Raw genomic sequence first — 22,099 nt, forward strand, 5'->3', positions numbered from 1 at the left:
GAATAATACTGACAGGCTTTCCGTCTGGCTCTATACTCAGAGTACAGGGTGATGGCGTTCCACCTTTCCCAACCGCTCCGTTCCGGAGCTGATGACGCCTGATGTGACTCTTGATTTTCAGGAGGTGCGTCAGGCCGTCCTTACTTTCCTCCCGGCCTGCGTACTTCCCTTTACGGGGAGAGACCCTTGATACACGTTTTTGGCCACATCAATCCTGACAGCGACGCCATCTGCACGGCGGTCGTCACCGCTCACTGGCTGACCGGGCGCGGCATGGACGCCCGCGCATGGCGTCTCGGCGAGGCTAACCGGGAAACCCGCTTTATCTTTGACACCGCCGGTCTTACGCTGCCGCCGCTGCTCGCTATTCCGCTGCAGGATGAACGGGTGTGGCTGGTCGATTTCACCGAGCCGGCGCAGGGGCCTGACGACCTGCTCCGGAGCAACGTCGTGGGCATCACTGACCACCACCGGCTGGGCGGGCTGATAACGCAACTGCCGCCGGAGGTGCATATCCGCCCGGTTGGCAGCAGCGCCACGCTGCTCTGGCTGCTGATGGACGCTGAAGCGCGCCGCACGCTGCCCCCGACGCTCGCCGTGCTTCTGCTGGGCGCACTCCTGAGTGACACCGTGAATCTTCGCTCGCCGACCACCACCGAAGACGATATCCGTTCGGCGACCGAACTGGGCGTGCTGTCCGGCGTAAACCGCAGAGCCTTCGCCCGTGACCTCCTCACCGCCAAAACGGACGTCAGCGGCCTCAGCGCCCAGCAGCTGCTGGGCAGGGACCTCAAGGCCTTCGTCATTGCCGGCACCGACGTGCGCATTGCCCAGATTGAGGTCAGCTCACCGACACAGGTTGCCCCCGTGATGGACGACCTGCTCGCTGCCCTGGCGTATCTGGCGGACCAGTCGGGTGCCGGGCTGACGGTGCTGATGTTGACCGACATTCGCGCCGGGTTTTCAACGCTTTACTTCGCCGGGCGGGAGAGCGTTAACGCGGCCTCCTGCTCCGTACCGGGCATGCTCAGCCGCAAAAAACAGCTTCTGCCGTGGCTTGAGTCCCGCCTTAACCAGAACGGGAGTTCATTATGACCTGCTACACCCACGCACTGATACTTGTGAACGACAAAGACGACGGCACCCTCCTGCTGAAACGGGCGGTCGCGCTGGCGCAGCCGCTCGGCATGAAAATCACCCTGGCCCACATCAGCGACGACTACCGGGAAATGAACTACGTGTCCGACAGCCTGATGGACGACGTCGTGTCGGAAGAGGTGCTGAAAGCCAAAGCGTTTATGAGCGAGCTGGCGGCCTCCGTGCCTGAGGCGGTAGACACGCGGGAGCTGGTGACCATGCGCCGCTTTGAGGACGTGGAGAAGTGCATCAATGAGCTGGGCGTGGACCTCGTGCTTGCCGGGCACCGCAACCGCTTTATGGGAATGCTGACGTCCCGCTCGGCGGAATACATCAACCACCTCACGGTGGATGTGCTTATTACTCACCTGAATGACTAAACCGGGAGAAACGCTATGCACTTTACACTGGATAACGTGACCGCCCGGGAAATTCTTGACTCTCGCGGCAACCCCACCGTTGAAGTTGAGGCCCGGACCCCGGACGGGATGATGGCACGCGCCTCGGTGCCTTCCGGGGCCAGCACCGGGTCGCGCGAGGCCGCAGAGCGCCGCGACGGTGACGCACAACGTTTTGGCGGCAAAGGCGTGCTGGATGCCGTCAGGGCGGTTAATACGGAAATCTGCGAAGCCGTGCGCGGCCTGGACGTGCGCGAGCAGCGGCAGCTGGACAACATCATGCTGATGCTGGACGGCACGGAGAACAAGAGTCGCCTGGGTGCCAATGCCATTCTGGGCGTATCGCTGGCGGTGGCCCGGCTGGCGGCACAGGCCTCGCACGAGCCGCTGTGGCGCTACCTGGGGGGCCTGCAGGCGAATCTGCTGCCCGTGCCGTGCATGAACATCATCAACGGCGGCGTGCACGCCCGCGGTCAGGGCGCGGACTTCCAGGAGTTCATGATAGCGCCACACGGGGCACCCACGCTGCGCGAGGCCGTGCGTCAGGGCAGCGAGGTCTACCAGGCGCTGCGCCAGATCCTGCTGGACAAAAAACTCTCAGCGGCAGTGGGCGACGAAGGCGGTTTTGCGCCCGCCGTGTCGTCGAACCGTGACCCGCTGGCGTTTATCGTACAGGCGATTGAGAAGGCGGGATACAGGCCCGGAGAGGACATCAGCATCTGCATGGACCCTGCCTCAAGTGAGTTTTTCGCTGACGGTCAGTATCATCTGCGCACCGAGGGCAGCGCGCTGAGCGCGGCGGAAATGACGGCATACTACGGCGAGCTGATGGACCAGTTTCCGGTCATCCTGCTGGAAGACGGCCTGGCCGAGGACGACTGGGCGGGCTGGAAGCATCTGCACCAGCAGCTTGCGGGCAGGGCCGAGCTGGTTGGTGACGACCTGTTTGTAACCAACGTGAAGTACATCCAGCGCGGCATTGACGAAAACCTCGCCAGCGCCGCGCTGATCAAGCTCAATCAGATAGGCTCGCTCAGCGAAACGCTGGACGCCGTGGCTCTCTGCCAGCGGCACGGCTGGGGTGCGTTCATGTCTCACCGCAGCGGGGAAACCACGGACACGTTCCTTGCCGATCTGACGGTGGCCCTGCGCGCGGGACACCTGAAAACCGGCGCGCCGTGCCGCGGCGAACGCGTGGAAAAGTACAACCAGCTGATGCGCATTGAGCAGGCGCTGGGTGAGGACGCGCACTACGCGGGGCTTCATGCGTTTGTGCGCCGCACGTAACACATCCGCCGGACGGTCCCCGTCCGGCAAAGAAGGAATGCCTGTGGCCCCTGCAACGCTGATCCTCCTGCGGCACGGCGAAAGCCAGTGGAACCGGGAAAACCGTTTTACCGGCTGGACGGACGTGCCGCTGACGGTCAGGGGGCGGCAGGAGGCCGACCGGGCCGGTGACGCGCTGCGGGCAGCGGGCCTTATGCCCGACCGTGTCTTCACCTCGGTGATGACACGCTGCGTTCACACGGTCTGGCGGGTGCTGGACCGTCTTGACCGAAGCTGGACGCCCGTGGAAAAGAGCTGGCGACTGAACGAGCGCCACTACGGTGCGCTGCAGGGGCTGAACAAGGACGACGCTGCCCGGATGATGGGGGAAGAGACCGTCCGGCTATGGCGCAAAAGCTTCAGCGGCATTCCGCCCGCAGACGCGGAGGCTCCGGCGCAGCTGCGTCGGGATCTGCGCTACCGCCGCGTTGCGCTGGCCGACCTGCCTGCAACGGAAAGCCTGGAAATGACGCTGCGTCGCGTCATGCCATACTGGCACCACGTTGTGGTGCCACAGCTGCGCTGCGGAAGTACCGTTCTGATTGTGGCGCACGGCAACACGCTGCGCGCCCTGACCGCCTTTCTGAACGGCATGCCCCACGACAGCGTGGCACAGCTGCACATCCCGACCGGCGTGCCGGTTGTATATGAAATGGATACGGCCGCACAGGTCGTGTGCCGTTATGTTCTGAATATTAAAAAAAAGGAGTGAACGTGAATCAGCTTTTTGCCGTCATCACCGGCGGTGCTTTAGGGTGTGTTATCCGCTGGCAGCTGGGCGCGCGCCTGAACGCGCTTTTTCCGGACCTGCCGCCGGGGACGCTGCTGGTCAACCTGCTGGGTGGATTTATCATCGGGGCGGCGCTGGCGTATTTTCTGCGCCATCCCGGCCTCGATCCGGCCTGGCGGCTGCTCATTACCACCGGGCTGTGTGGCGGAATGACGACCTTCTCCACATTCTCAGCTGAGGTTTTTGCCCTGCTGCAGTCAGGCAGCTATGCCTGGGCAGCCGCCTCGGTGCTGATACACGTGCTGGGTTCGCTGGCCATGACGGCGGCCGGATTTTATATCATGACGCTGTGTGGTTAACCCGGACCGTACGGCCTCTATCCAGGGGAGACCTCAGTGCAGCGACCGCTGCACTGAGGTCAGACAGTTCAGTATATTGTTCAGAAGCGCTCTCTGCGGGCCTGATCCGACAGGGTTTACGCCTGTAAGGCTTCCCCTAAATCCGGGACACTGTCGTGACAGAGTTTCAGGTCTGCCTGTTCTGGTAAAGGTCCCAGCGATTGCCATAGATGTCCTCAAACACGACAACCATTCCGTATTCTTCCTCGCGCGGCTCCTGACAGAAGTGGACGCCTTTTGCCTTCATAGCATTGTAGTCGCGCCAGAAGTCGTCGGTCTGCAGGAACAGAAAAACCCGTCCGCCGCACTGGTTGCCGATAAAGCCTTCCTGCCGGTCGTTCGACGCGCGGGCAAGAAGAATAGCACAGTCGCTGTCAGGGTCCGGCGTCACCACGACCCAGCGCTTACCCGGCTGCGGCGTGTCCTCAATCAGGGTAAAGCCCAGCTTATCAGTGTAATACTCAATTGCACGATCGTAGTCATCGACCACGACAGCCACATACCCCATACATCGCTTCTGTTTTCTCATCTGCTGCTCCATCAGTTACGTCATAACGCCCGCTATAATCAGATTCATATCAAATACGACGTTCGGTCGTCTGTACTGACTCTGAACTGACACCCTCAGACCGGACATTGAAAGCATTTGAGCACTCAGGATTTTGGGCCCAATTTTGTAAGAGCCTGCTCAACCTTTTCAGCATCCTGCTCCAGTACGGCTTTCTCATCGGGAGTGAGCGGGACCTCTTCGAGGTAACGCCGGATGGATGCTTTACTCTCCAGAATAAGCCCGCGCGCGCTGTCCTTCAGCAGGTTAAAATCGCAGCCGATGCAGGCCATCCGGTGCGGGCAGCTGCTCCAGAACGGATTTGTGCAGTATGAATCACCTAAATCATAATACGTTGCAGGTCCGGTCAGGCTGGCGGCGTCAGGGTCGCGATCAATCAGTACGCTGATCATGTGCGCGACTCTGTCTGCTTTTACAAACGAGGCGGCCAGCTGTGTCGGGCGGATACGGAGATAATGCATGGTGGACTGGGGCGTTGAGTGACCAGCCCACTGCATCAGTTCATACAGTGACATGCCCTGCGGTACGCTGGCCAGTGCGGTCACGGCTGAGGCGCGTCCCCGATGGCTGGTTATCACTCCGCCGCTGTCTTCAGAAGGAACGCCCGCTCTTGCGCAGAGCATCGGTATCACCGTGCGGTTGAGGATAGCGCTGCCGGCAGGCTTCCCCCGGTACTGAAACAGCAGCCGGACCTTCTCACCGGTCCGCTCATCAGCCAGCATGGCCTGTTCTGCCGGGCGTTCGGCCAGCCAGATGTCGACATATTTTTTTACCACTGTCGCCACGGGTTTAACAAAGGCTTTTGATGTTTTTCCGGCGGGGACATGCTGGTAACAAAGGGTTCCGGCCGGGATGACGCTGCCGTCATCTTTCGTTATTTCATCTGCCTGCGGCGCGATGCAACCGGTAGTCAGGCGGAGCAGCTCATTTTTCCTCAGCCCCGCATGGGTCCAGATGACGGCCATCGCCTGCAGCATGGCCAGCGGATAATGTATTTCAGTAAGCAGGTCTTCCTGACGCAGATTGAGGCTGGCCCAGATGAGCTTGAGCCAGACCGGATCGTCGATAACACGGGGATTGACGTCGCGCCGAAACAGGGTGGTATCCGGTGTGGAAAGATGACGGGCAGGGCTGAAGCGCAGGCGACCCCAGCCCCAGTTTTCGTAGTCGACCATAAAACGGCGCAGTGAGTAGATAAAATGCGCCCTTGAATGCGGCATCATAGGCTCACCGGATCGCACCGATTTTCGGGTGCCCCTTTCCGTGCCCAACTGTAGCTCATCCACGTTCATCCCGCCGACCGCAGCGATAAAGCTGGCGCAGATTTCCATGCTCCAGTCTGACGGTTCACGCACCTCCGGATGCGCCTTTGCCAGCCAGAGGCCGCAGCGCAGTATAAAGCTGTACTGGCCTTCACGGGTGCGAGGCCTCAGCACAGACGTTTCCCGCCAGCGCCGGCACCACCTGACCCAGGCCGGATCGATCCCGTCTACGGGTTTTTCATACCATCGGGTATAATTACGCATCCTCATCGGGGCGCTGAAGATGCCCAGCGCAGCAAGGCCGTGTGAAATCCGGCCAATGTACCGGGATGTCCCGCTATCTGTGTTGTTCTGGGCTTCCCACAGCAGTTCAGGCGTAAAGGTTTCAAGACGGGGATCTCTGTTCATGACCATCAGCGTGGCCAGTATGCCCGACAGATGCGTGACCTGACTACCCGCAGCATAGCCCAGCGATTTCAGGGTTTCAGTCAGGCGGTGAAGCTCCCGGAAGTAAATAGCCTGACCAAAAATGGCACAGGTATACAGGGCAGGTTTTCTGATGTCTGGCAGGCTGAGGGGATCATACCGTCCGGCGAAATGCCATGCAAAGGCGGCCATCAGCGGCCGTCCTTTTCCGTCCGTCCGGCTGAATGTCTGCCAGCGTTCCTGCGGCCATCGCCAGTACGGTATACCCGAAAGGTGCATCTCACGCAGGAGGTCCAGTATTATCAGGTCAGCAACCTCGCGGCTGCATCCGCTTTCTGCTGCGATGTCTTTCAGCGGCCTGATAAACTCAGGAGCAGGTTTCATCCGCAGCAGCCTGCCCCGGCTGTGAGAGGTGGCCAGTGCGGCCTTTTCAGGCTCAGTCAGTAAAGTATCAAGCCTGTAAGCGGAGAGGTCGAAGGGAAGCCACACATTCTCAGGCTGTTCAGACGCTGCCATATTATTCCTCCGTGCCGAAAATGAGGTTCGCCATCCTGATATCTGCCGTTTCAATTGCTCCTGCCATCCGGGCGGCAAGATCCCTGCCGGAAAGGTGAATATAAATCTGAGTGGTGCGCGGATCACGGTGACCTGCGTAGGTGGCAAGTTCGTGCAGTTTCCAGCCCGCACGGGCCAGATGCGTCAACCGCAGGTGGCGGAAAGTATGGGTTGAAATGTCGGGCAGCCCTGACTCAAGCGCCCATTTCCGTACCGTTTTGCTCCAGCTCCAGTAAGAGAGCGGTGCCCCCTGATTACGATCGGACTCAGAGCGGAACAGGGCTCCTTTTACCATCCCCGACAGCTTCATCTGTAAAAGATGAGCCGCCAGCACCGGCGTCAGGGCGGGACTGTAACAGACGATCCGTTCATGACGGTTCTTGGTGGTTTCAGCCCGGACGCGGATGAGGCGGTGGGCAAAGTCAAGGTCATCAGTACTCAGCGCGGTGACTTCCGATCGTCGCAGCGCACCGCAGTAGGTTAACGCCAGCATCAGCCGGTCACGAAGCGGAGAATCCGCGGCATGAGCCTGAAAAAGCTGCCACTGTGCATCGTCAGGAATACGCGGCAGCTTTACGATACGGGGAACCAGCCCCCGTGCGGAACACAGCATGCCCGGCGTGCCGGAACGGGGCAGCGGATTTACCTTACACAGGTCAAGATACATCAGGAAGTCGTACCAGAGACGGACAGCCGACAGGCGCAGCTGGAGCGTGGCGCTTGCGGCCGGGAAAGGCATACCGGGTAACTGAGGACGGATGTAGGCAGCCATGTCATCAAACCTGACCTTTTCAGGTTCAATCCTGTTCCGGCTGCAGAACGCAAAATAATGACAGAGGGCTGCGCGGTAGGCGGTCAGGGTGGCGGGTGCCCGCCCCAGGTCGGACAGCAGCTTCAGCCAGCGTTCCGCCAGTAAAATGGCACTGTTGTTTAGTGGAGTCGTCATTGCGTTTACCTCTGAGGTCAGCGTTGCTGTTCAAAGTCTATACGATCAATGTTGCATTCCACTTAACTTACTATAACGCATAGTTAGAGCTAAACGCATGAATTTTAACAGGGAAATTTTCGTTTTTAATCTTAAACCAGGGTTCACCCATTCGTACAAATTTTTTACTTTCAGCACTACGGGCGATGACGCAACCATCGTTGTTACTCAGGACGACGACAGCCTGGTTACGCAAATCAGGTCTGAAGACTTTTTCACAGCTCGCATAAAAGCTGTTGACGTCCACAATGGCGAACATTACTCACCCCGGGTTTTATGAATAAACGAGGTGACCACGCCGAAAATCTGTAGCGTTTCCGGATCGGGATATATGGGAGGAAAGGAAGGATTCATGGGTTGAAGCGTCAGCCTGGGGCGGAGCAGCAGGCGTTTAACGGTAAACTCACCCTCAATCTCAGCAATGACTATGTCGCCGTGCCGGGGAGATTCGGCCTTATCGACCACCATTAAATCACCGCTGTTGAGACCAATGTCTGTCATAGATTGTCCGGAGGCGCGGACAAAAAACGTGGCAGCAGGACGCATGACACAATATTCGTTGAGGTCTAACTCGCGCTCAACGTAATCCTGAGCAGGGCTGGGAAAACCTGCCTGACAGGTTTCGAGGAAAAGTGGTGCAGCTATCGAGATTGGGGATAGCGGGTATTTGTATAAAATGAGCATGTCATGGCACCTCCTGTTTTTACTGTTTAAATATACAGTATAAACAAGGCGGGTAACAGTCAATCTCATCATTCGACTTGTTGCATAATGTCTTGAATTTTGTATGTTTAATCAATTAAGAGATTTGTCAGTGCTTCGGCGGGATGATTTTAGTATCACTAATTCAATGTAAGAATTATACTCTTTTCATATCTACTACAAGGGCTGTTCACAGGCCCCTCATACGTACAATCCTGGGTTCCGCAATGGAACTCGTGCGGTAGCTATTGTCTATCGGCTCCGCCACCTACTTTCCTACATGGATAATCAATGCACAAACGTATACCGACTTCCCTTGAGAAGCAGCCCCTTATAGAGGCTGTTTTCGAACTTCGCTATTCAAAACGAAAACAAATATCAGAAATCATGCCTGGTTTTCTCTTTCATGCTCTAGATTGTAAGAAACCCATAACCAACACTCAAGCCAGTCAAATCCCTAAAAATGTCAGGGAAGCAGATGAAGACATGCATTATGCTGTCATAAGCAGACTTGAATTTGAGGGGCATTCTATAGGCCTTAGTGATCATGGGATAACTATATCTTCGATCTCAAGTAACTATGAAAGTTGGTCTGCATTTAAAAAAGTTATTTTGAGAGTAATTGAAGAAGTTGGTAAATTGAAGGTCAACGAAGATGTAATACGTTATGCCATCAAATATGTTGATTTCTTTAAGGCTCATCAAGATGGCAGTAGTCATTTAGATAAATTAAATTTAAATATTTCTCTTGCTGGGGATGATATTTTGAACGCCCCCATAAATTTAAGAGTTGATAAAGATGATGAAAATTATTCTACTATAATACAAATTTTAAGCCATGCTCTAGTGCTAACCGAAAGCGGCGCATATGAGGATAAAGGCATGATTCTAGATATTGAGACAGCTCGGTATATTAAAAGTGATGCTGAACTTGAAGATTTCATCTCAAATACTGATTCAGCACTTGATAATATCCATGAATGTAATCTAAAAACATTTTTTAGTTGTTTAAAAGATTCGACTATCGAAGAGTTAGGTCCTAAATACAATACTCCAAGAGGTGAATGATGCAAAATAATGCTTTGAGCTACAAGCCCACCCAAGCTACTAAGATTGCGCCTATTCTACTATGCGGACTATTGTATACAAACGATCCTTCATCAATTACGAAAGAGTATGAGATGTCTGGCCCTCAAATGACCAACTCTTTTAAAGAAGAGAAGGTAATTTCCATTAGAGCTTTGGCAGTAAAGGCTGGTAATGCAAGGACTTACATTTCAAGATATAATGATTTCACTGCAGCTGAATTTGCTAAAGGAATATCAAAATTTTATGCAACTTTAACAGCTAACCAAACGTCACTAGATAAGAATATCGAGATAATTACTTCTGAATCCTTATGGGATCTGTATCTGGATTAAGTATGATTCAAAATAAGTTAGACATTGAGGACCTTAAGGAACAAATCCCCTACTATCTTACACAAGATCAACAGATTGGACTGCTTAGAGCTCTAGAGGATTTTCCCGACAAAACTGAGTATTACTTAGGAAATTACCATCAGGACTTGAAGGATATGGTCTTGCAAGGTGACATTTTCCAAGAACTACCAGTTTTTAAGTTTACTCAAGGCGAAGTTGCAGAATCAAAGGGCATTAAAGGTATTATCATTAGTAATAGCTGCGACATTGCTCCAGAAAACACACGAAGCAGACCGATGAAGGTTTTGTTTGCCCCATTGGTTGATTTTGAAAAGTGGCGAGCATATCTTTTGAGTAAAGGTGTACAGCCACAATCTGTAGAATCTCAGCTCGAAGCTATCAAAGAACAGAAGGTTACAAATATAATTTATCTTCCTCAAAGTACCGCATTTCCTGATAGTGTTGTTTTTTTGGACGATGTTTATCAAATACCTTCTAATGCGCTAGCAGAAAAAATACAAAAAAGTGATAAGTTAATAACCCTTAGTCAAGTCGGTTTTTATATATTCCTCTTCAAACTATCTATACACTTTTGTCGTTTTCATGAGAAAGTAGAACGTCAAAACCATTAAAAAAACGGGGTGCCTCCCCGTTTTTTTTCTCATTCCCTCCTGTCCTGCCTTATATAATTTTTATTATTCCGATATTTCTCTCCGCATATTTTTACCTAATACATTGCGAACTCAAACGGTTAGCCCATTGTTCCCAGTAATGCACAGGTGTCAGCAGTACCCTCCGCCTTTCGTCACACAAGGCATTCCCGATAACAACTTCACCGGGTATGCCGCAGAGTGACAACTGGATATAGGCCATGCCCGCTGCCAGCGGATCAATGTCGGTTACCGACACCCACAGATATCGGTGAGGCGAGTAACCTGCCTGCTTTAGCATGCTGGCAAATGCCAGCGTCATGGCGCCAGCGCCGCAGGCCGGTTCAGCAAAAGTGATAAACGGCTTGTCTCTGAACACCTCTTCAGGCTTGCTGAGTTGCGCGCCGAACTGCAGCTGCGCCATCATCAGCGCCACGCTCCACGGAGTAAAATACTGCTCTTTGTCTTTGTCACCGAGCTCCAGCAGCATGTAAATGCGCCCGAGAAAGTCACAGGGTTTTTCTTCCAGTCCGTTGACCACGCAGGCCAGCAGTCTGGCCATTGATGAAACGTCCTCTTTTTTGTATCTGGCCACGATGGCCATGTATTTCTTTTCACGTTTCTCACAGAACTGCAGGCCATTCTGAATCGCAATAACACTGCAGCTGATAAAGTCAGTAAACACCTGAATACGTCGGGTGCCCCGGGAGATGGAGTTGAAAAGGGAGATGAATTCTTTCTCATGGTCGGTACGGATGCTCATGCGTGTTTCCTCAGTAAAAAAGGGGAACACGCCCCGTAAGGGAAACGATGTTCCCCCTTCGGGTGAAAAAGCGGCCACAGCAGATGCTGTGGCCATTGTCTGACAGACCTGAGATACAGGTCTGTCGGTTGGTAACGTCATGCGCGAACGCCGGCGTAATGTGCAACGGCCGGAGTGGCAGGTGCGCCCGCTTCAGCACTGAACTGATACAGACGCGCTCCTTCACTCACCGGATACTGCACTTCATCCTCCGGATAAGGGCCGCTGTCGACGTGGTCACCGCGGTCAAAACAGTTGTAACCCGACGTGCCGGCATCCGGAGACAGCCAGTAGTGACGGATTTCACAGTCAAACTTCTGCGACATCTGCCCCATGACTTCCGCGGACGGCGGATACCAGGCAGAAGAGAACGTCAGCTTCAGCGACCCGATATCGTTACGACTCCACTCCATCCGGTGCCCCGCCGGAAACTCCGTCCCGTAGAGCTGGGTATAGAGTTCTGATGTGGTGTTGAGGCCACTGAACAGACTGCTGTCCCCGTTGAGCTCGGTGGCCAGACGTGACGGCATCACCATCAGCATGTCACACGGACAGGTTGTGTCCGGTTTTATACTGAGCCACTCCCAGCGCTCCTGCGGGTCAAACTGACCGCCCGCAGAGGCGACGCCAAACCAGTCGGCGTAATGTACGGCCATAAGCCGGGAGATGGTCTGGCGGGCTGCATGAGGGATACTTTCCCACTTAATGTCGCCGATGCCGGACTGAACCCAGATTTTGTCCATTCGCGAGAGCGTTTTGCCGTCAAGCCAGGCATCCTTCTCAAGCAACTCCAGGAAATGCTGAAACGCCTGGTTGGGTGATGTGCCGACGCCGGTGCCCGATGAAACCAGCTCCGGATAAGCACGGTATTCCGTTGCCTTGACGGGTTTGAGCATACCGGCACAGCCGGCGAGAAACAGCTTTATGGCCTGCCGTATGGCGTGGCGGTAAAGCGGCACTTCGGTTCCGGCAATCCACGACTGCATAACGTCGATGCAGTCAGACTTACCGGTGATTTCCAGACGGTTTTTGCACCATGAAAACATCGTTGTACTCCTCTTTTACGTTTAAAAAAGAGGGCATCTCCCTGAGGAGAGTGCCCTCAGGGGGATGATGGCGACTGACGTCGCCGGGGTTAATTACGCTGCTTCACTCCGGGTTTCACCCAGCGGCTTCAACAGATATTCCGATGCTTCCCGGGCAAACCGGCAGGCACGGAAAAACGCCTTTTTGTCATTACGTAAAACGCTGAGCCAGCCGTTCAGGTAGCTCTCGTGCTGTACCTCACCAAAAATGCCGAGATGCGCACAGAGAAACGCACTGCCGGTTTCCGCTATCAGCTCCTCAAAAGCGTAAACGGGGTCACCAAACTCTCTTGATGAGGAAGTTATCCCCTCACGATCAAGGCGGCTGCGGTGGCCGGTCGCGTGTACCAGTTCGTGCAGCAGCGTGGACCAGTAGTCTTCAGGTGAACGAAACTGTGAAGTTGTAGGCAACACAATCCGATCTGCCCCCGGGCTGTAATACGCCCGGTTCTGCCGGTGAGAAGAGCACTTCACGCCGGTTGCGTTGAGTATCTCCAGAACTTGTTGCTGCTGTACGGTTGAGAACCCCTCAGGGGGAGTATCCGGTTGCATCATCGTGGGTGCATACACCTTATCGGGTAGCCCTTCACACTGCGCAACGTTGAACAGCTGCAGGGGTTTCATCATGGCCAGCTTTTCCATCACCGGCACGCCGTCTCTGAACACCGGACTGTCATTGCCGTCGCGGAGCTGCTTTTCAAACGGTTTGAAGATGATGGCCATTGAGCTGCGCTCGCCTTTTCTGACCTGTCCGCCGGCAGCCTTTGCCTGCTGATACGTGAGCCATCGATCGGCGCTGTAACCCGCTTCCTCTGCAGCCATCCACAGCAGCGGCACGTTGACGCCGCTGTAGTGCCTGCCCGTGATGGCGTTGACCGGCAATCCGCTGCCGTAGACCTTCTGCGCAGAGCGCCATGGCCGGCGCCAGGGTGGCACGCCGTTTTCCAGCGCGATAATGATTTTGTCGGTGACCTGCTGATAAAGGTCAGTCTGTTGTTCCTTTGTGGCCTTACGGCCGGCAGTTTTTTTCTTCATGGGATGCGCCCCTAAAAAAACGGCGCATCTGTCCCGGTGGCGGACAGTGCGCCACCGGTGAGTGGGAAAAACGTTATGAGTAAAAACGTAACGATCCGTCTGATGAAATCTGGCTGATACGCTTGCGAACATTCTGCACAGTGCTGGCCAGCATCTGCCGGTCAGAGGGTTTAGCCCGCCTTGAATCGAGCCGGATAACCCTGTCGAGCACGTTCAGTGCCTGTGAGCGCCAGCTGAGGCGTTCCGCATTACCGACACAGGAATGAAAGTGACGTAATGACTGGTCGTAAAGCCATGAGATCCTCTCACGGTAGATGCCGACAGGAAGATAAACCTTCTCAGGCTCACCAGTTTCGGCAAAGACTCTGACGGCACCCGGGGTCTGGCAAATGAAGGTGATCACCAGGTCCTGATGCTCATTCAGGACTGCGTCACAGGCGTTCTGGCTCAGGTCAAACTGATGAGAAAAGGTCTCATCGGCTATCAGACTGTCGGAAAGTTTACGCCATCCGTCATCTGACAAGGGATTACATCCTTCAGCCCAGGCCAGCGGGATGGTTACAAGCCTTCTGGAGTCAGGGCGGTGGAGACAGATACCGTTGTTTTTTTCGAGTATCACCGGGCCTCTTAAGCCCCGGTTGAGAGACAGAACCGGACGAAGCTGAGTGGAGGTGAAACGTATCATAGTGGCTCCTTAAAAAAGGAGGTGACCTCCCCGGGAGGGAAGGTCCCTCCGGGAAGTGTCATTCAGTTAACATCAGTCAAAGCGGTAGCGAAGTTCCGCCATCTGCTGCGCCATCAGCCGACCGGCCCTGAGGGCCTTACGGGCCGTTGCGTACGTACCGGCACCCGGTAACTGGTCAACACGCCAGTCACGCTGAGTGAAGCCGGTGCGACGGGAGATGACGGGCGTAAACCCGTTCTCTGTCGGCACGACGTCTGCCTTAAAGCTGCAGCGGCCGCTGCGGTTGGTAAACCACTCTGCCTGCTGTTGCTGCAGGTTGCCGGCAAGCCGGTTAAGTGCGCCTGAAAGGCGGGTGATAAGTGAAAGCATTATACTGCTCATGGTTTTCTCCTGATTAAGCGCGGAGAAAACCACCGCCGCTGTGGCGGGGAGGTTGTCCCCGCGCGGGTTAAAGCCTTTATCAGAAACTGACTCAGGCCGGTGGTTAATCACTAACCAAAATCGTGGTAGTAAGCGTTACCCGAATCCTGCGGGGTAAAGCGCCGGCTGGCAGAAATGTTAACACTCACATTCCCTGCCACAGGGTGACAGCGGTGTCTGAAGTGATGGAGATAACATCTTTCAGCTCCGCTGGATGGTGGCTCCAGTGTTTCAACGTACTCCCAGTCTTCGCCGCCGTGGTAAGTCTGCCCGGGGGAGGCGAGAGAACGGTTAAAGGGGTGCTCCGCAAGCCTGTTCCACATACGGTGCCACTCTTCGCTGTTGTGCTTAACCAGCAGTGATATTTCAGAAGCCTGAATGTTCATCGACAAATCCTCTTAAAAATAAGGGGGGATTTGTCTCCGCAGGGAGATAAATCCCCGCAAGGGTGAGTGAGTCATATCAGCCAGCTCTTTGATGTATTCAAAACTTCATCAGTTCGCTGATTTCTTTAACCTGATAAAGGTCATAATAATCGCGATGCTTAATACCCAAAGAGCGGCACGCAGCGCGGACTTCGCTTTCTGTAACACGATCAGGGATGATGTCACGTTCAACGCACCATTCAGCGATTAGACACAATTCAGTATTGTTAAATAGTTCCATAATCAAGCACCTCAGCTGCAACCAGTCTGCCATGCCAGATGTATATCAGTCGCCGTAGCGCTCTTTTTCACGTAAGTCATACATGAAGCCCTCTTCGTCTCTAACGGCGCTGTTGAAAAAAAACGTCCAGGCTGCTTCATCAATGTTTCTGGCCATTTGGCAGAGGCTTTCGAAGAAAGACTGCCAGGATGCCGGCACGAGTTCGCGTACAGACAGCTCGGCCAGGTCCCGGGCAACGTCAGCCATTTCCCAGACATAGTATGGAAAACCGTCTTCATCACTATCGGTGTTAAGACCAAGACGACGATGCGCTGCAATAATCAGCAGGTCACCTTCAGCTTTGGCCAGTGCAACTTTATGAGCGGTCAGTTCCGCGGCGTGGGTATTGAAATCAACTGTTGACCCTTCTTCTGCGTCTTCTGCATAAGCTTCAGCTGCATAATCGATGGTAAAATCACGCGCAAAATCATGTGCTAACGTTAATGCGTTCATAAAGGATTCCTTAAAGAATTGAGGAACCCTGCCCCTGACGGGGACAGAAGTCCCGTTAGGGTGAGAAACAGTTCGGTTAATAAGGCGTTCAGACGATGTCAGAAGCATCAGCGCTCTGATAAAACATTGCACGCAGTTGCTCTGTAACGTTGTCCAGCGCTTTGTCCTCTCGGGACCGGGCAGCGCCCTCATGAAAAGCCGCATTCCAGTGAAGACTGTGAACACTTGTCCCCAGGAGAGTAAGCTCGTTCACTGCCTCTTCGGTAAAGGCATGTCTGATGTAACCATGCTCAGTTGCAAAACCAACTGCGCGCGCGACATGTCTCAGAAAAGTCAGGTAGTCCGGAAGGCCGTCAGCAGGAACCTGTGGATCTGCATCGACCATGAGTCTGTAATCCAGACGCACGTTAAGCTGAGTTTTTACGTAATCCACCATGATTTTTGCTGAAGCTGGCGAGTCACAATTCAGTAACGTAAGAGGGTTGATCATTCTGGTGTAATGCATGGGTACGATTCCTTCATAAAAAAGGAACCGTCCCGGAGGGAAAGTATCCCTCAGGAGTGAAAATCAGGCACGGAATGCCAGATGAGTAAAACAGGTGTATGGGGGTAATGCGAAGTAGAAAAGGACCTTAACCGCAGGGGTCTCTGTTTTCAAAGGTTAAACAGATTTATTACCGCCCGAAAGCGTCATCTCTCAGGTAATGATGACATTGGCGTGTGATTACCCGAAGGCGTTCCTCTCAAATCACCGGAACATTGGCAGTTGTCGAGATGACAACGGTTAGCATGGAAAATGTACTCCAGCGCACTGTCCAAATCAACAACGCCGGAGTGAATTTTATGAAGATAACCAGGACGCTTTCACCGTCTCGCACCGATCCCCAAACCAGGCGTCTGCCATAATGGCATCGGGATCACACTGCTGCAGGTAGGTTCCGTTTTTAAGCAACGTGACTAAAACCGCTGAAAGAGGAATGGTAAACTCACCCGCCGTAATGTTTTCAATGCTGTCGCGACTACACATCTTTAATGAACCCGTAAATATATAGCCTGTTTCTGAAATGGCAGTCGCGCAACTAAAGTCGATACCGTCATCAAAATAACGGTTAACTGTCGCAAGCGTATCCGTTTCATTAACCGGTGAAAGACAACTAAACGTAATACTGATTTCTGAGGGTGGTATTTCAGATAAGCTGATTTCGTGAATATACTCAACAGATAAGATGCTGAAAGTTATAACGGGTAAATTATTCACAGTACACCTCATGATTAATCATCAGTCCATCAGGGACTGGCAGTAAACATTTCTGATATAGGTTCCTCGTCCGTCACCATGTCCGAGGTCCATCGAGGTCAGTGCAAGTGATTCGTCTTTCGAAAAACCTCTGGCAAGGTGATATCTGAAAGCATCTTCCGCGTAACTGTAACGTAAGCTGTGGGGTGTCTCATGCCCCCCGGTCATTTCGGTCCGGAGCGTATTTCTGTAATAATCCATCGCGGATTTTAAATCTGGCTTATCAATAATCTTACCGTTATTGTTTTCTGCGTGTTTAATGGCACGGTTAACGGCATCCAGAACTTTATCCCTGTCGACGATTGTGGTCAGCCTTGCACGTCCCCCTTTGGTTCCGAAAATAACCTTCAGGGTTTTATCGCCCCGTTGTAATGCCTTCTGCCAGGTATTTAACGATTTTGCTGACTGAATAGCTTCTTCATTTCTCAGTCCGATATAACGTGACAGACATACCGCCACGGCAACGCCTTCATTTTTTTTCTCAACGTTCTGAAGAATCTCAATGTAGCGCTCGTCAGAAACAGATTTTTTTGTGCCCATGCGACTCGTGCCTGAAATACCCAGACTTTTATTATTCAGTCGTTCATGTGAAGGGTCAGCCAGTTTGTGTTTACCGGCATTACGGAGCATTACGCGTATTGCCGACATTTCATTCTGACGGGTTCGCCGGGAAACATCATCTGATGCCCGGCTGTTCATATACAACTCAATGTGCCGGACTTTGAGTTGTGATACCGAGTTTATCTGAATATTGAGCGCGGCGAGACGCTCAGCAAACCGGTGCATAATTCTGGAATAGTCATCCTGCTTTTTAAAGCTCCCCCCGCTTTTACGGATTTCAGCGACAAGTTCCTGCTTTAACAGTTTTTCACGTCTGGACATCTGTATCTCCTTAACAGTTTTGCCACGTAAAACAGCATTACAGGCAGATGTCGTTTTCTGCCGTTCCGTGAAAACGGCAGAAAACGACACCCGCATTACCCTGGCGACACGGTTTGAGTTCGCGCATCCTGCGTCGTAATGAGTACCTGAGCACCAGGGAAGTGCAAAGTGTTGAGGTTTTGAGAGGTGTCAAATCAGTGTCCTACACTGACCGCAGCTTTCGCTGTACCTGTTTCCAGGTCGCCCCCGACATCATCCTCCGATGATGTCGCCGATTCGGTATCTCATTACATATCTATTCCTTAAATAACAATGTGATAAACGGGTTCGTTTTGCGTTTTTCACTGGGTTGATAAAATTGTGTTCGTCTTCTCACTTCGTTTCACGTTGTAGTGAAGGAAGAAAAGGTACGTAAAATGCGCGTTCAGGACGTGTTTTCGCGCGCGTCACTTGGTACTCGTTTCACTCGTTCACAAGTGACGCCGCGCTCCTCTGCTTTCAATGCAAACGTGGAAGATGCCCAAATGTTCCAAATGGTCATACCCGCGTTGCAAAGTTCGCAGCAGCCCTTCAGCGTCAGTGCGTAAAGAAAAGTGAAAGCGATACGGCCGAAACCGTAATCAGAAAATGCCAGAAATGGCTTTGTAAAAGAAAGGACCTTTATCGCAACGCGATCTTCGTTCTCAAAGGTTAAACGAAGTTACCGCCCGAAGGCTCCGTCTCTCAGGTCATAACGGTTTTGGCAGTGCAATCACCCGAAGGCGTCCCTCTCAGATTGCCGGGACATTGGCGTGTTGCGTAAGCAACGGTACAACGACGGAAATGTTAGATCGTTATGAGATCCATTTACAAGCTAAATGTTATAGATGCATGTGGGGAAGAATACGGGAACAGCCCTGAAGGCAAACCGTTAAAAGCTCCCTTACACTACTGACTTCAGGTTTTTAGATTTTAAGACAGAAAGCGTGAGCAGAAATGTGGCACGTTCCCCCATGTTTTTGAGTAATCTAAATCGAATAATTGCTGGGCATACTCAGAGCTTAAATGACTATAGATTTCGTTATAGAATGATTCGACTCTTTTGTCATTAATAGTAAGATTTGAAACGGGTAATTCAATAATGCCAGTAGGAGAACGGTTAATTACAATCCATTCTTCGCCTTCCATCTGATCGCTGGGGAGGGTGAGATAAGAATACATTACATCTTCTATTGGTATATTAAAATTCAGAGATATGGAGCCATAACCGCCTCTATCGTTAGTGTCGGTAAAGGAATTTAGCACATCCATGTGTACAGGTATCTTTTCATAACCAAGAATATTTGCTGAAACTTTATAAAGCATCAGCAAGCTATCATAGCTCATCATATCAATTCCGAATTGCGATATTCTGACTCTTTTACTTATACGGTGTGGTATTCCTTTTGGGGCAATCTCGCGCCTTAAGTTAACATGAGTAACTCCTGCAGAGTTTAGAAGAATCTGTGTATTTCTGTAAACTTCATTTAGCTCGGTAATGATTTCGCTTAATTGTGACTTACTGAGAGATTCTATCAAACCTTTTACATCGCTATCATTCCTGTACCATGAATACACCCTGTCATTTTGAATGGGTAGTTTAGATTTCTCAAATAAAATTGAAATGAACTCAATTAAAATTGCATATCCGTTTCTTTTTTTATCACAAAAGCCTGTAATGAATTTATATTGCTGAGCTTTACTCCCATAGCCAATGCAGGCAGCAAGAATTTCGTTTTTTATGCGAATTTTTGAGTTAGTCAGGCTTCTATCCAGTTCAAAGGTTTTAAATGAGTCCATTTTCATTCCATTCTGGTTTGTATAACGAGTCCGCTTATATATATATTATTAATCTTACTTGCAGTGAGATCAATTTTGTAATCGATTGCGAAACTGTCCTGGCTCTGAGAAAGATGATTTTCACAGGCTCAGCCCTGAAAACCAGAGCGCTGCGAGTTGTACAAAAACTTGCCAATTCAGCTGTCTTTAAAGTAATCTTGAAGCAGGGCATTTCCCATAGTATCGGAGGCAAATTTCATGGCCAGCGACTGGAATGAAGAGCTTGATAAGTACGAGAGTGGCCGGAGCTTTGGTGAGGATTTGAGAGACTCGGTTATAAGTGTTTTTTCAGCGGCATCATTGATTGCATCAAAGTTACCAGATTCTGAGAATACGGCGTCTGTGAGCGATAAAGAATTCAGAAAAAATAGACCATGGCTTTGGTATAGTTGGGAAAAGAAAGAAGATTTCGATTAAACGGTGACAAATGTCACCGTTTCTAATTGGCTATTTTAACCCCCCTTTGACACCTGCTTTAACCATACCTTGAGCCTCTCTCCCTGCTTCAGCACCTGCTTGCATTGGCATTTTTGCGCCGTCAGCTAAATTGCTTGCCATCGACCCAATTTTTGCTCCTGCCCATCCAAGCATGCCTACCCAGAACGCCGGAAACACCACATACATCATCCCCAGTACCAGGTTCATGATCCAGCCGTCACGAGGAGAACTGAGGAAATCTGCGATAGGCTGCCCCGAAGCCAGCCCCCCTTCAGCCAGGTTTGAGTAGAGAATGGTGATAAGCCGGTCATCCAGCCAGCCCGCCAGTGCCCACCAGAACGTGATGAACTGCAGCGCAAACAGCGCAAACGAAATCGTCACTACCGTTTTAGGTTCATAGGCACTGAACATCATCAGCACGGGGATGACGATAATGATCATCATCTGCAGCAGCGCCTGTATCATCGGCAGTGCCTGCTTGAGCGCATCAAAACCCGGCAAGGCCTCAACCTGCTTCATGCCCAGCCCGACAGTAGACGTAAACCGAGACAGGCTCCCTCCGATACCACTCGTTGTGTCCGCACTACCGGACATGTATGTGACGCCGCTGCCTGAAATTTCTGCGTTACTGGGGCTCACCAGCCAGCGCAGTGCCGGCTCTTCCCACTGTGTGCCCGGGAACTGGCGCTGAAGCTCTTTTCGGGTAGATTCGCTGAAGCTGGCCAGTACACGCTTACGAAGTCCGTTGCTGCCGTCAGACCACCATGTTTTGCACGTCGGATACCCCCCCTGACCCGTATCCGGATAGCCACTGTCTCGACTGCTGCTGTATGGCCACTGGCTGCGGGGCGTCATGGCCGTGTAATAGTCGTAATAACCAGAGGTATTAAGGAAATAGTCGCTGCCAATCCAGCCAACTGAGTTGATGGTGGCGTCACTCAGCTGGCTGTTGCTGTTCTTCAGCTTAAAATAGGCCCGGGAGTAACACTGCTTTGCGAAGTCCTGGACCTCCTGCAGCACCACCGGATCTCGCAGTTTAGTGTTCTGAACGTCAAAGCGCAGCTGCCGCAGCTGCGTGCCGCAGGGTATTGAGGCGATCATTGCCTGCGTGGTGCCTTTCGACATCGCATGCAGCAGATACCACCACACCGGCACCTCAGCCGTACGGCCGTCGAAGTCGTTAACCAGCCCTTTATAGCCGGAGTTCTGCGGCGTGGGTACGCTGAAGCCGCACTGTTTCGCCCGCGAGTCATCAAACTTGATAGTGCTGATATCAACCGGCAACAGAGGTACGCAGCAGAACAGCATGACCACAAACGAGACATAAATGGCGTGCTCGATGCGAGGTAGCGCCAGAACGCCTTTGTTTCCCTCATCGGCCCCTTCCTCCCGCACCTTCAGCCACACGCCGAGTACCTTAAAAATCAGCGGCAGCGCGAACAGACCGGTGCTGCTGAGGATGCCCCACATCGAGTTATTGAGCACCCAGCCAAACAGGATAAGGAAGTATTCCAGGTAACTGTTCGCCGTCATGTCAGCCTCCCTGAACCGCGTTAGACCAGGCTACGTACTCCGTGGCCAGAACATAGATGACGACAAGCAGCTCAGTACGTGGCAGGCGTGCTGCGGCTTCCGGCCAGCGCTTCAGCAGCCGGGGCCGCAAATTCATAATCCAGATGTAGCCTATGAATACGTACATGCACAGTCGCCAGGCAAACATGGCCCAGCGGCTGTCGTAGAGCCACTTCTGAATAAGGTGGCCATCAGGGTCATACGCCATGAACACTGATGCCAGTCCCAAAATCGCGGCCATGGCCACAACGGTGATGAGGGATATAAGCAAAATGCGTCCGGTGAGGCCGCTCAAAAATCTCCGCATCAT

Annotated in this window: 27 protein-coding genes, 1 pseudogene and 1 riboswitch; of the genes and pseudogenes, 9 read left to right on the forward strand and 19 right to left on the reverse strand. The window is 52.5% G+C overall.

All coding sequences use genetic code 11. The features are described 5' to 3' along the window. Nucleotides 1-38: 38 nt before the first annotated feature. A riboswitch (Fluoride riboswitch) is annotated at nucleotides 39-108 on the forward strand. A 78-nt stretch (nucleotides 109-186) separates the two neighbouring features. Genes C1N59_RS18365 through crcB form a run of 5 tightly spaced genes read left to right on the forward strand, consistent with a single transcriptional unit; the run spans nucleotide 187 to nucleotide 3,950 of the window. Further along, on the forward strand, nucleotides 187-1,095 hold the full coding sequence (locus tag C1N59_RS18365) for a DHHA2 domain-containing protein (RefSeq protein ID WP_014606790.1): 909 nt from the start codon (nucleotides 187-189) through the stop codon (nucleotides 1,093-1,095). Further along, entirely contained in the window at nucleotides 1,092-1,517 is a 426-nt protein-coding gene (locus tag C1N59_RS18370; protein WP_014606791.1) for a universal stress protein, read from the forward strand. The genes C1N59_RS18365 and C1N59_RS18370 overlap by 4 nt, the downstream gene beginning before the upstream one ends. 15 nt (nucleotides 1,518-1,532) lie before the next feature. Next, nucleotides 1,533-2,822 carry a phosphopyruvate hydratase gene (eno, locus tag C1N59_RS18375; protein ID WP_014606792.1) on the forward strand — a complete coding sequence of 430 codons (1,290 nt, stop codon included), beginning with the start codon at nucleotides 1,533-1,535 and terminating at the stop codon, nucleotides 2,820-2,822. 43 nt (nucleotides 2,823-2,865) lie between these two features. Then, nucleotides 2,866-3,573 carry a 2,3-bisphosphoglycerate-dependent phosphoglycerate mutase gene (locus tag C1N59_RS18380; protein ID WP_028722238.1) on the forward strand — a complete coding sequence of 236 codons (708 nt, stop codon included), beginning with the start codon at nucleotides 2,866-2,868 and terminating at the stop codon, nucleotides 3,571-3,573. Nucleotides 3,574-3,575: 2 nt separating this feature from the next. Further along, nucleotides 3,576-3,950, forward strand: a complete 375-nt coding sequence (gene crcB, locus C1N59_RS18385; protein WP_010260804.1) for a fluoride efflux transporter CrcB — start codon at nucleotides 3,576-3,578, stop codon at nucleotides 3,948-3,950. A 166-nt stretch (nucleotides 3,951-4,116) separates the two neighbouring features. Here crcB and C1N59_RS18390 read toward each other — a convergent pair whose 3' ends face one another. From C1N59_RS18390 to umuD, 5 genes and pseudogenes are all read right to left on the reverse strand, one after another. Further along, nucleotides 4,117-4,518 (reverse strand): VOC family protein, encoded by a 402-nt coding sequence (locus tag C1N59_RS18390; RefSeq protein ID WP_014606795.1) that lies wholly within the window; start codon nucleotides 4,516-4,518, stop codon nucleotides 4,117-4,119. 125 nt (nucleotides 4,519-4,643) lie between these two features. Continuing rightward, a complete protein-coding gene (locus tag C1N59_RS18395; protein ID WP_394550023.1) occupies nucleotides 4,644-6,761 on the reverse strand; it encodes a tyrosine-type recombinase/integrase in 2,118 nt (705 codons plus the stop codon). Between the two features lies 1 nt (nucleotide 6,762). Beyond that, the gene (locus tag C1N59_RS18400; protein ID WP_014594566.1) at nucleotides 6,763-7,746 is read right to left on the reverse strand and encodes a tyrosine-type recombinase/integrase; all 984 of its coding nucleotides are present in this window, start codon (nucleotides 7,744-7,746) and stop codon (nucleotides 6,763-6,765) included. Nucleotides 7,747-7,819: 73 nt separating this feature from the next. Beyond that, nucleotides 7,820-8,044 (reverse strand): annotated as a pseudogene (locus C1N59_RS18405) (DNA polymerase V subunit UmuC); the annotation flags it as partial. Further along, complete coding sequence (umuD, locus tag C1N59_RS18410) at nucleotides 8,044-8,469, reverse strand: translesion error-prone DNA polymerase V autoproteolytic subunit (protein ID WP_394550024.1); 426 nt, start codon at nucleotides 8,467-8,469, stop codon at nucleotides 8,044-8,046. The pseudogene C1N59_RS18405 and the gene umuD, both read right to left, overlap by 1 nt. 309 nt (nucleotides 8,470-8,778) lie before the next feature. Between umuD and C1N59_RS18415 the strand changes: the two genes are divergently transcribed. Genes C1N59_RS18415 through C1N59_RS18425 form a run of 3 tightly spaced genes read left to right on the forward strand, consistent with a single transcriptional unit; the run spans nucleotide 8,779 to nucleotide 10,540 of the window. Next, nucleotides 8,779-9,555, forward strand: a complete 777-nt coding sequence (locus C1N59_RS18415; protein WP_394550025.1) for a TIGR04255 family protein — start codon at nucleotides 8,779-8,781, stop codon at nucleotides 9,553-9,555. Further along, nucleotides 9,552-9,908, forward strand: a complete 357-nt coding sequence (locus C1N59_RS18420; protein ID WP_394550026.1) for a hypothetical protein — start codon at nucleotides 9,552-9,554, stop codon at nucleotides 9,906-9,908. Before C1N59_RS18415 ends, C1N59_RS18420 begins: the two co-directional genes overlap by 4 nt. 2 nt (nucleotides 9,909-9,910) lie before the next feature. After that, nucleotides 9,911-10,540: a hypothetical protein gene (locus C1N59_RS18425; RefSeq protein ID WP_394550027.1), complete on the forward strand. Its 630-nt coding sequence runs from the start codon at nucleotides 9,911-9,913 to the stop codon at nucleotides 10,538-10,540. Between the two features lie 91 nt (nucleotides 10,541-10,631). Here C1N59_RS18425 and C1N59_RS18430 read toward each other — a convergent pair whose 3' ends face one another. The 12 genes from C1N59_RS18430 to C1N59_RS18485 form a co-directional block, all read right to left on the reverse strand. Next, nucleotides 10,632-11,321: a DNA methyltransferase family protein gene (locus C1N59_RS18430; RefSeq protein ID WP_394550028.1), complete on the reverse strand. Its 690-nt coding sequence runs from the start codon at nucleotides 11,319-11,321 to the stop codon at nucleotides 10,632-10,634. Nucleotides 11,322-11,458: 137 nt separating this feature from the next. After that, the gene (locus C1N59_RS18435) at nucleotides 11,459-12,406 is read right to left on the reverse strand and encodes a DUF1281 domain-containing protein (protein WP_394550029.1); all 948 of its coding nucleotides are present in this window, start codon (nucleotides 12,404-12,406) and stop codon (nucleotides 11,459-11,461) included. Nucleotides 12,407-12,499: 93 nt separating this feature from the next. Beyond that, a complete protein-coding gene (locus tag C1N59_RS18440) occupies nucleotides 12,500-13,480 on the reverse strand; it encodes an ArdC family protein (RefSeq protein ID WP_394550030.1) in 981 nt (326 codons plus the stop codon). 73 nt (nucleotides 13,481-13,553) lie between these two features. After that, nucleotides 13,554-14,165 (reverse strand): hypothetical protein, encoded by a 612-nt coding sequence (locus C1N59_RS18445; protein ID WP_394550031.1) that lies wholly within the window; start codon nucleotides 14,163-14,165, stop codon nucleotides 13,554-13,556. A gap of 72 nt (nucleotides 14,166-14,237) precedes the next feature. Then, nucleotides 14,238-14,546, reverse strand: a complete 309-nt coding sequence (locus tag C1N59_RS18450) for a hypothetical protein (protein ID WP_028724191.1) — start codon at nucleotides 14,544-14,546, stop codon at nucleotides 14,238-14,240. A gap of 110 nt (nucleotides 14,547-14,656) precedes the next feature. Continuing rightward, nucleotides 14,657-14,971 (reverse strand): hypothetical protein, encoded by a 315-nt coding sequence (locus tag C1N59_RS18455; protein ID WP_394550032.1) that lies wholly within the window; start codon nucleotides 14,969-14,971, stop codon nucleotides 14,657-14,659. A 97-nt stretch (nucleotides 14,972-15,068) separates the two neighbouring features. Beyond that, entirely contained in the window at nucleotides 15,069-15,251 is a 183-nt protein-coding gene (locus tag C1N59_RS18460) for a hypothetical protein (RefSeq protein WP_394550033.1), read from the reverse strand. Between the two features lie 45 nt (nucleotides 15,252-15,296). Beyond that, nucleotides 15,297-15,743 carry a hypothetical protein gene (locus C1N59_RS18465; RefSeq protein WP_394550034.1) on the reverse strand — a complete coding sequence of 149 codons (447 nt, stop codon included), beginning with the start codon at nucleotides 15,741-15,743 and terminating at the stop codon, nucleotides 15,297-15,299. An 88-nt stretch (nucleotides 15,744-15,831) separates the two neighbouring features. Next, the gene (locus C1N59_RS18470) at nucleotides 15,832-16,248 is read right to left on the reverse strand and encodes a hypothetical protein (protein ID WP_394550035.1); all 417 of its coding nucleotides are present in this window, start codon (nucleotides 16,246-16,248) and stop codon (nucleotides 15,832-15,834) included. A gap of 336 nt (nucleotides 16,249-16,584) precedes the next feature. Then, entirely contained in the window at nucleotides 16,585-17,001 is a 417-nt protein-coding gene (locus C1N59_RS18475) for a hypothetical protein (RefSeq protein ID WP_128391846.1), read from the reverse strand. A 21-nt stretch (nucleotides 17,002-17,022) separates the two neighbouring features. Beyond that, nucleotides 17,023-17,922, reverse strand: a complete 900-nt coding sequence (locus tag C1N59_RS18480) for an integrase domain-containing protein (RefSeq protein WP_394550036.1) — start codon at nucleotides 17,920-17,922, stop codon at nucleotides 17,023-17,025. A 951-nt stretch (nucleotides 17,923-18,873) separates the two neighbouring features. Next, complete coding sequence (locus tag C1N59_RS18485; protein ID WP_394550037.1) at nucleotides 18,874-19,740, reverse strand: hypothetical protein; 867 nt, start codon at nucleotides 19,738-19,740, stop codon at nucleotides 18,874-18,876. A 237-nt stretch (nucleotides 19,741-19,977) separates the two neighbouring features. On the opposite strand from C1N59_RS18485, the gene C1N59_RS18490 reads away from it, so the two are divergent. Continuing rightward, nucleotides 19,978-20,196: a hypothetical protein gene (locus C1N59_RS18490; protein ID WP_394550038.1), complete on the forward strand. Its 219-nt coding sequence runs from the start codon at nucleotides 19,978-19,980 to the stop codon at nucleotides 20,194-20,196. 30 nt (nucleotides 20,197-20,226) lie between these two features. Here C1N59_RS18490 and C1N59_RS18495 read toward each other — a convergent pair whose 3' ends face one another. Beyond that, a complete protein-coding gene (locus tag C1N59_RS18495; protein WP_394550039.1) occupies nucleotides 20,227-21,750 on the reverse strand; it encodes a conjugal transfer protein TraG N-terminal domain-containing protein in 1,524 nt (507 codons plus the stop codon). Between the two features lies 1 nt (nucleotide 21,751). Continuing rightward, nucleotides 21,752-22,099 carry a hypothetical protein gene (locus C1N59_RS18500; RefSeq protein ID WP_041930899.1) on the reverse strand — a complete coding sequence of 116 codons (348 nt, stop codon included), beginning with the start codon at nucleotides 22,097-22,099 and terminating at the stop codon, nucleotides 21,752-21,754.

It is taken from the genome of Pantoea sp. SGAir0183 (genome assembly GCF_043545505.1).

Excerpts from the sequence above, each read along its gene's own strand:
- C1N59_RS18370 (WP_014606791.1), top strand. The coding sequence starts at position 1,092 with ATGACCTGCTACACCCACGCACTGATACTTGTGAACGACAAAGACGAC.
- eno (WP_014606792.1), top strand. The coding sequence starts at position 1,533 with ATGCACTTTACACTGGATAACGTGACCGCCCGGGAAATTCTTGACTCT.
- C1N59_RS18390 (WP_014606795.1), bottom strand. The coding sequence starts at position 4,518 with ATGAGAAAACAGAAGCGATGTATGGGGTATGTGGCTGTCGTGGTCGAT.
- C1N59_RS18395 (WP_394550023.1), bottom strand. The coding sequence starts at position 6,761 with ATGGCAGCGTCTGAACAGCCTGAGAATGTGTGGCTTCCCTTCGACCTC.
- C1N59_RS18400 (WP_014594566.1), bottom strand. The coding sequence starts at position 7,746 with ATGACGACTCCACTAAACAACAGTGCCATTTTACTGGCGGAACGCTGG.
- umuD (WP_394550024.1), bottom strand. The coding sequence starts at position 8,469 with ATGCTCATTTTATACAAATACCCGCTATCCCCAATCTCGATAGCTGCA.
- C1N59_RS18415 (WP_394550025.1), top strand. The coding sequence starts at position 8,779 with ATGCACAAACGTATACCGACTTCCCTTGAGAAGCAGCCCCTTATAGAG.
- C1N59_RS18420 (WP_394550026.1), top strand. The coding sequence starts at position 9,552 with ATGATGCAAAATAATGCTTTGAGCTACAAGCCCACCCAAGCTACTAAG.
- C1N59_RS18425 (WP_394550027.1), top strand. The coding sequence starts at position 9,911 with ATGATTCAAAATAAGTTAGACATTGAGGACCTTAAGGAACAAATCCCC.
- C1N59_RS18430 (WP_394550028.1), bottom strand. The coding sequence starts at position 11,321 with ATGAGCATCCGTACCGACCATGAGAAAGAATTCATCTCCCTTTTCAAC.
- C1N59_RS18435 (WP_394550029.1), bottom strand. The coding sequence starts at position 12,406 with ATGTTTTCATGGTGCAAAAACCGTCTGGAAATCACCGGTAAGTCTGAC.
- C1N59_RS18440 (WP_394550030.1), bottom strand. The coding sequence starts at position 13,480 with ATGAAGAAAAAAACTGCCGGCCGTAAGGCCACAAAGGAACAACAGACT.
- C1N59_RS18445 (WP_394550031.1), bottom strand. The coding sequence starts at position 14,165 with ATGATACGTTTCACCTCCACTCAGCTTCGTCCGGTTCTGTCTCTCAAC.
- C1N59_RS18450 (WP_028724191.1), bottom strand. The coding sequence starts at position 14,546 with ATGAGCAGTATAATGCTTTCACTTATCACCCGCCTTTCAGGCGCACTT.
- C1N59_RS18455 (WP_394550032.1), bottom strand. The coding sequence starts at position 14,971 with ATGAACATTCAGGCTTCTGAAATATCACTGCTGGTTAAGCACAACAGC.
- C1N59_RS18460 (WP_394550033.1), bottom strand. The coding sequence starts at position 15,251 with ATGGAACTATTTAACAATACTGAATTGTGTCTAATCGCTGAATGGTGC.
- C1N59_RS18465 (WP_394550034.1), bottom strand. The coding sequence starts at position 15,743 with ATGAACGCATTAACGTTAGCACATGATTTTGCGCGTGATTTTACCATC.
- C1N59_RS18470 (WP_394550035.1), bottom strand. The coding sequence starts at position 16,248 with ATGCATTACACCAGAATGATCAACCCTCTTACGTTACTGAATTGTGAC.
- C1N59_RS18480 (WP_394550036.1), bottom strand. The coding sequence starts at position 17,922 with ATGTCCAGACGTGAAAAACTGTTAAAGCAGGAACTTGTCGCTGAAATC.
- C1N59_RS18485 (WP_394550037.1), bottom strand. The coding sequence starts at position 19,740 with ATGGACTCATTTAAAACCTTTGAACTGGATAGAAGCCTGACTAACTCA.
- C1N59_RS18490 (WP_394550038.1), top strand. The coding sequence starts at position 19,978 with ATGGCCAGCGACTGGAATGAAGAGCTTGATAAGTACGAGAGTGGCCGG.
- C1N59_RS18495 (WP_394550039.1), bottom strand. The coding sequence starts at position 21,750 with ATGACGGCGAACAGTTACCTGGAATACTTCCTTATCCTGTTTGGCTGG.
- C1N59_RS18500 (WP_041930899.1), bottom strand. The coding sequence starts at position 22,099 with ATGATGCGGAGATTTTTGAGCGGCCTCACCGGACGCATTTTGCTTATA.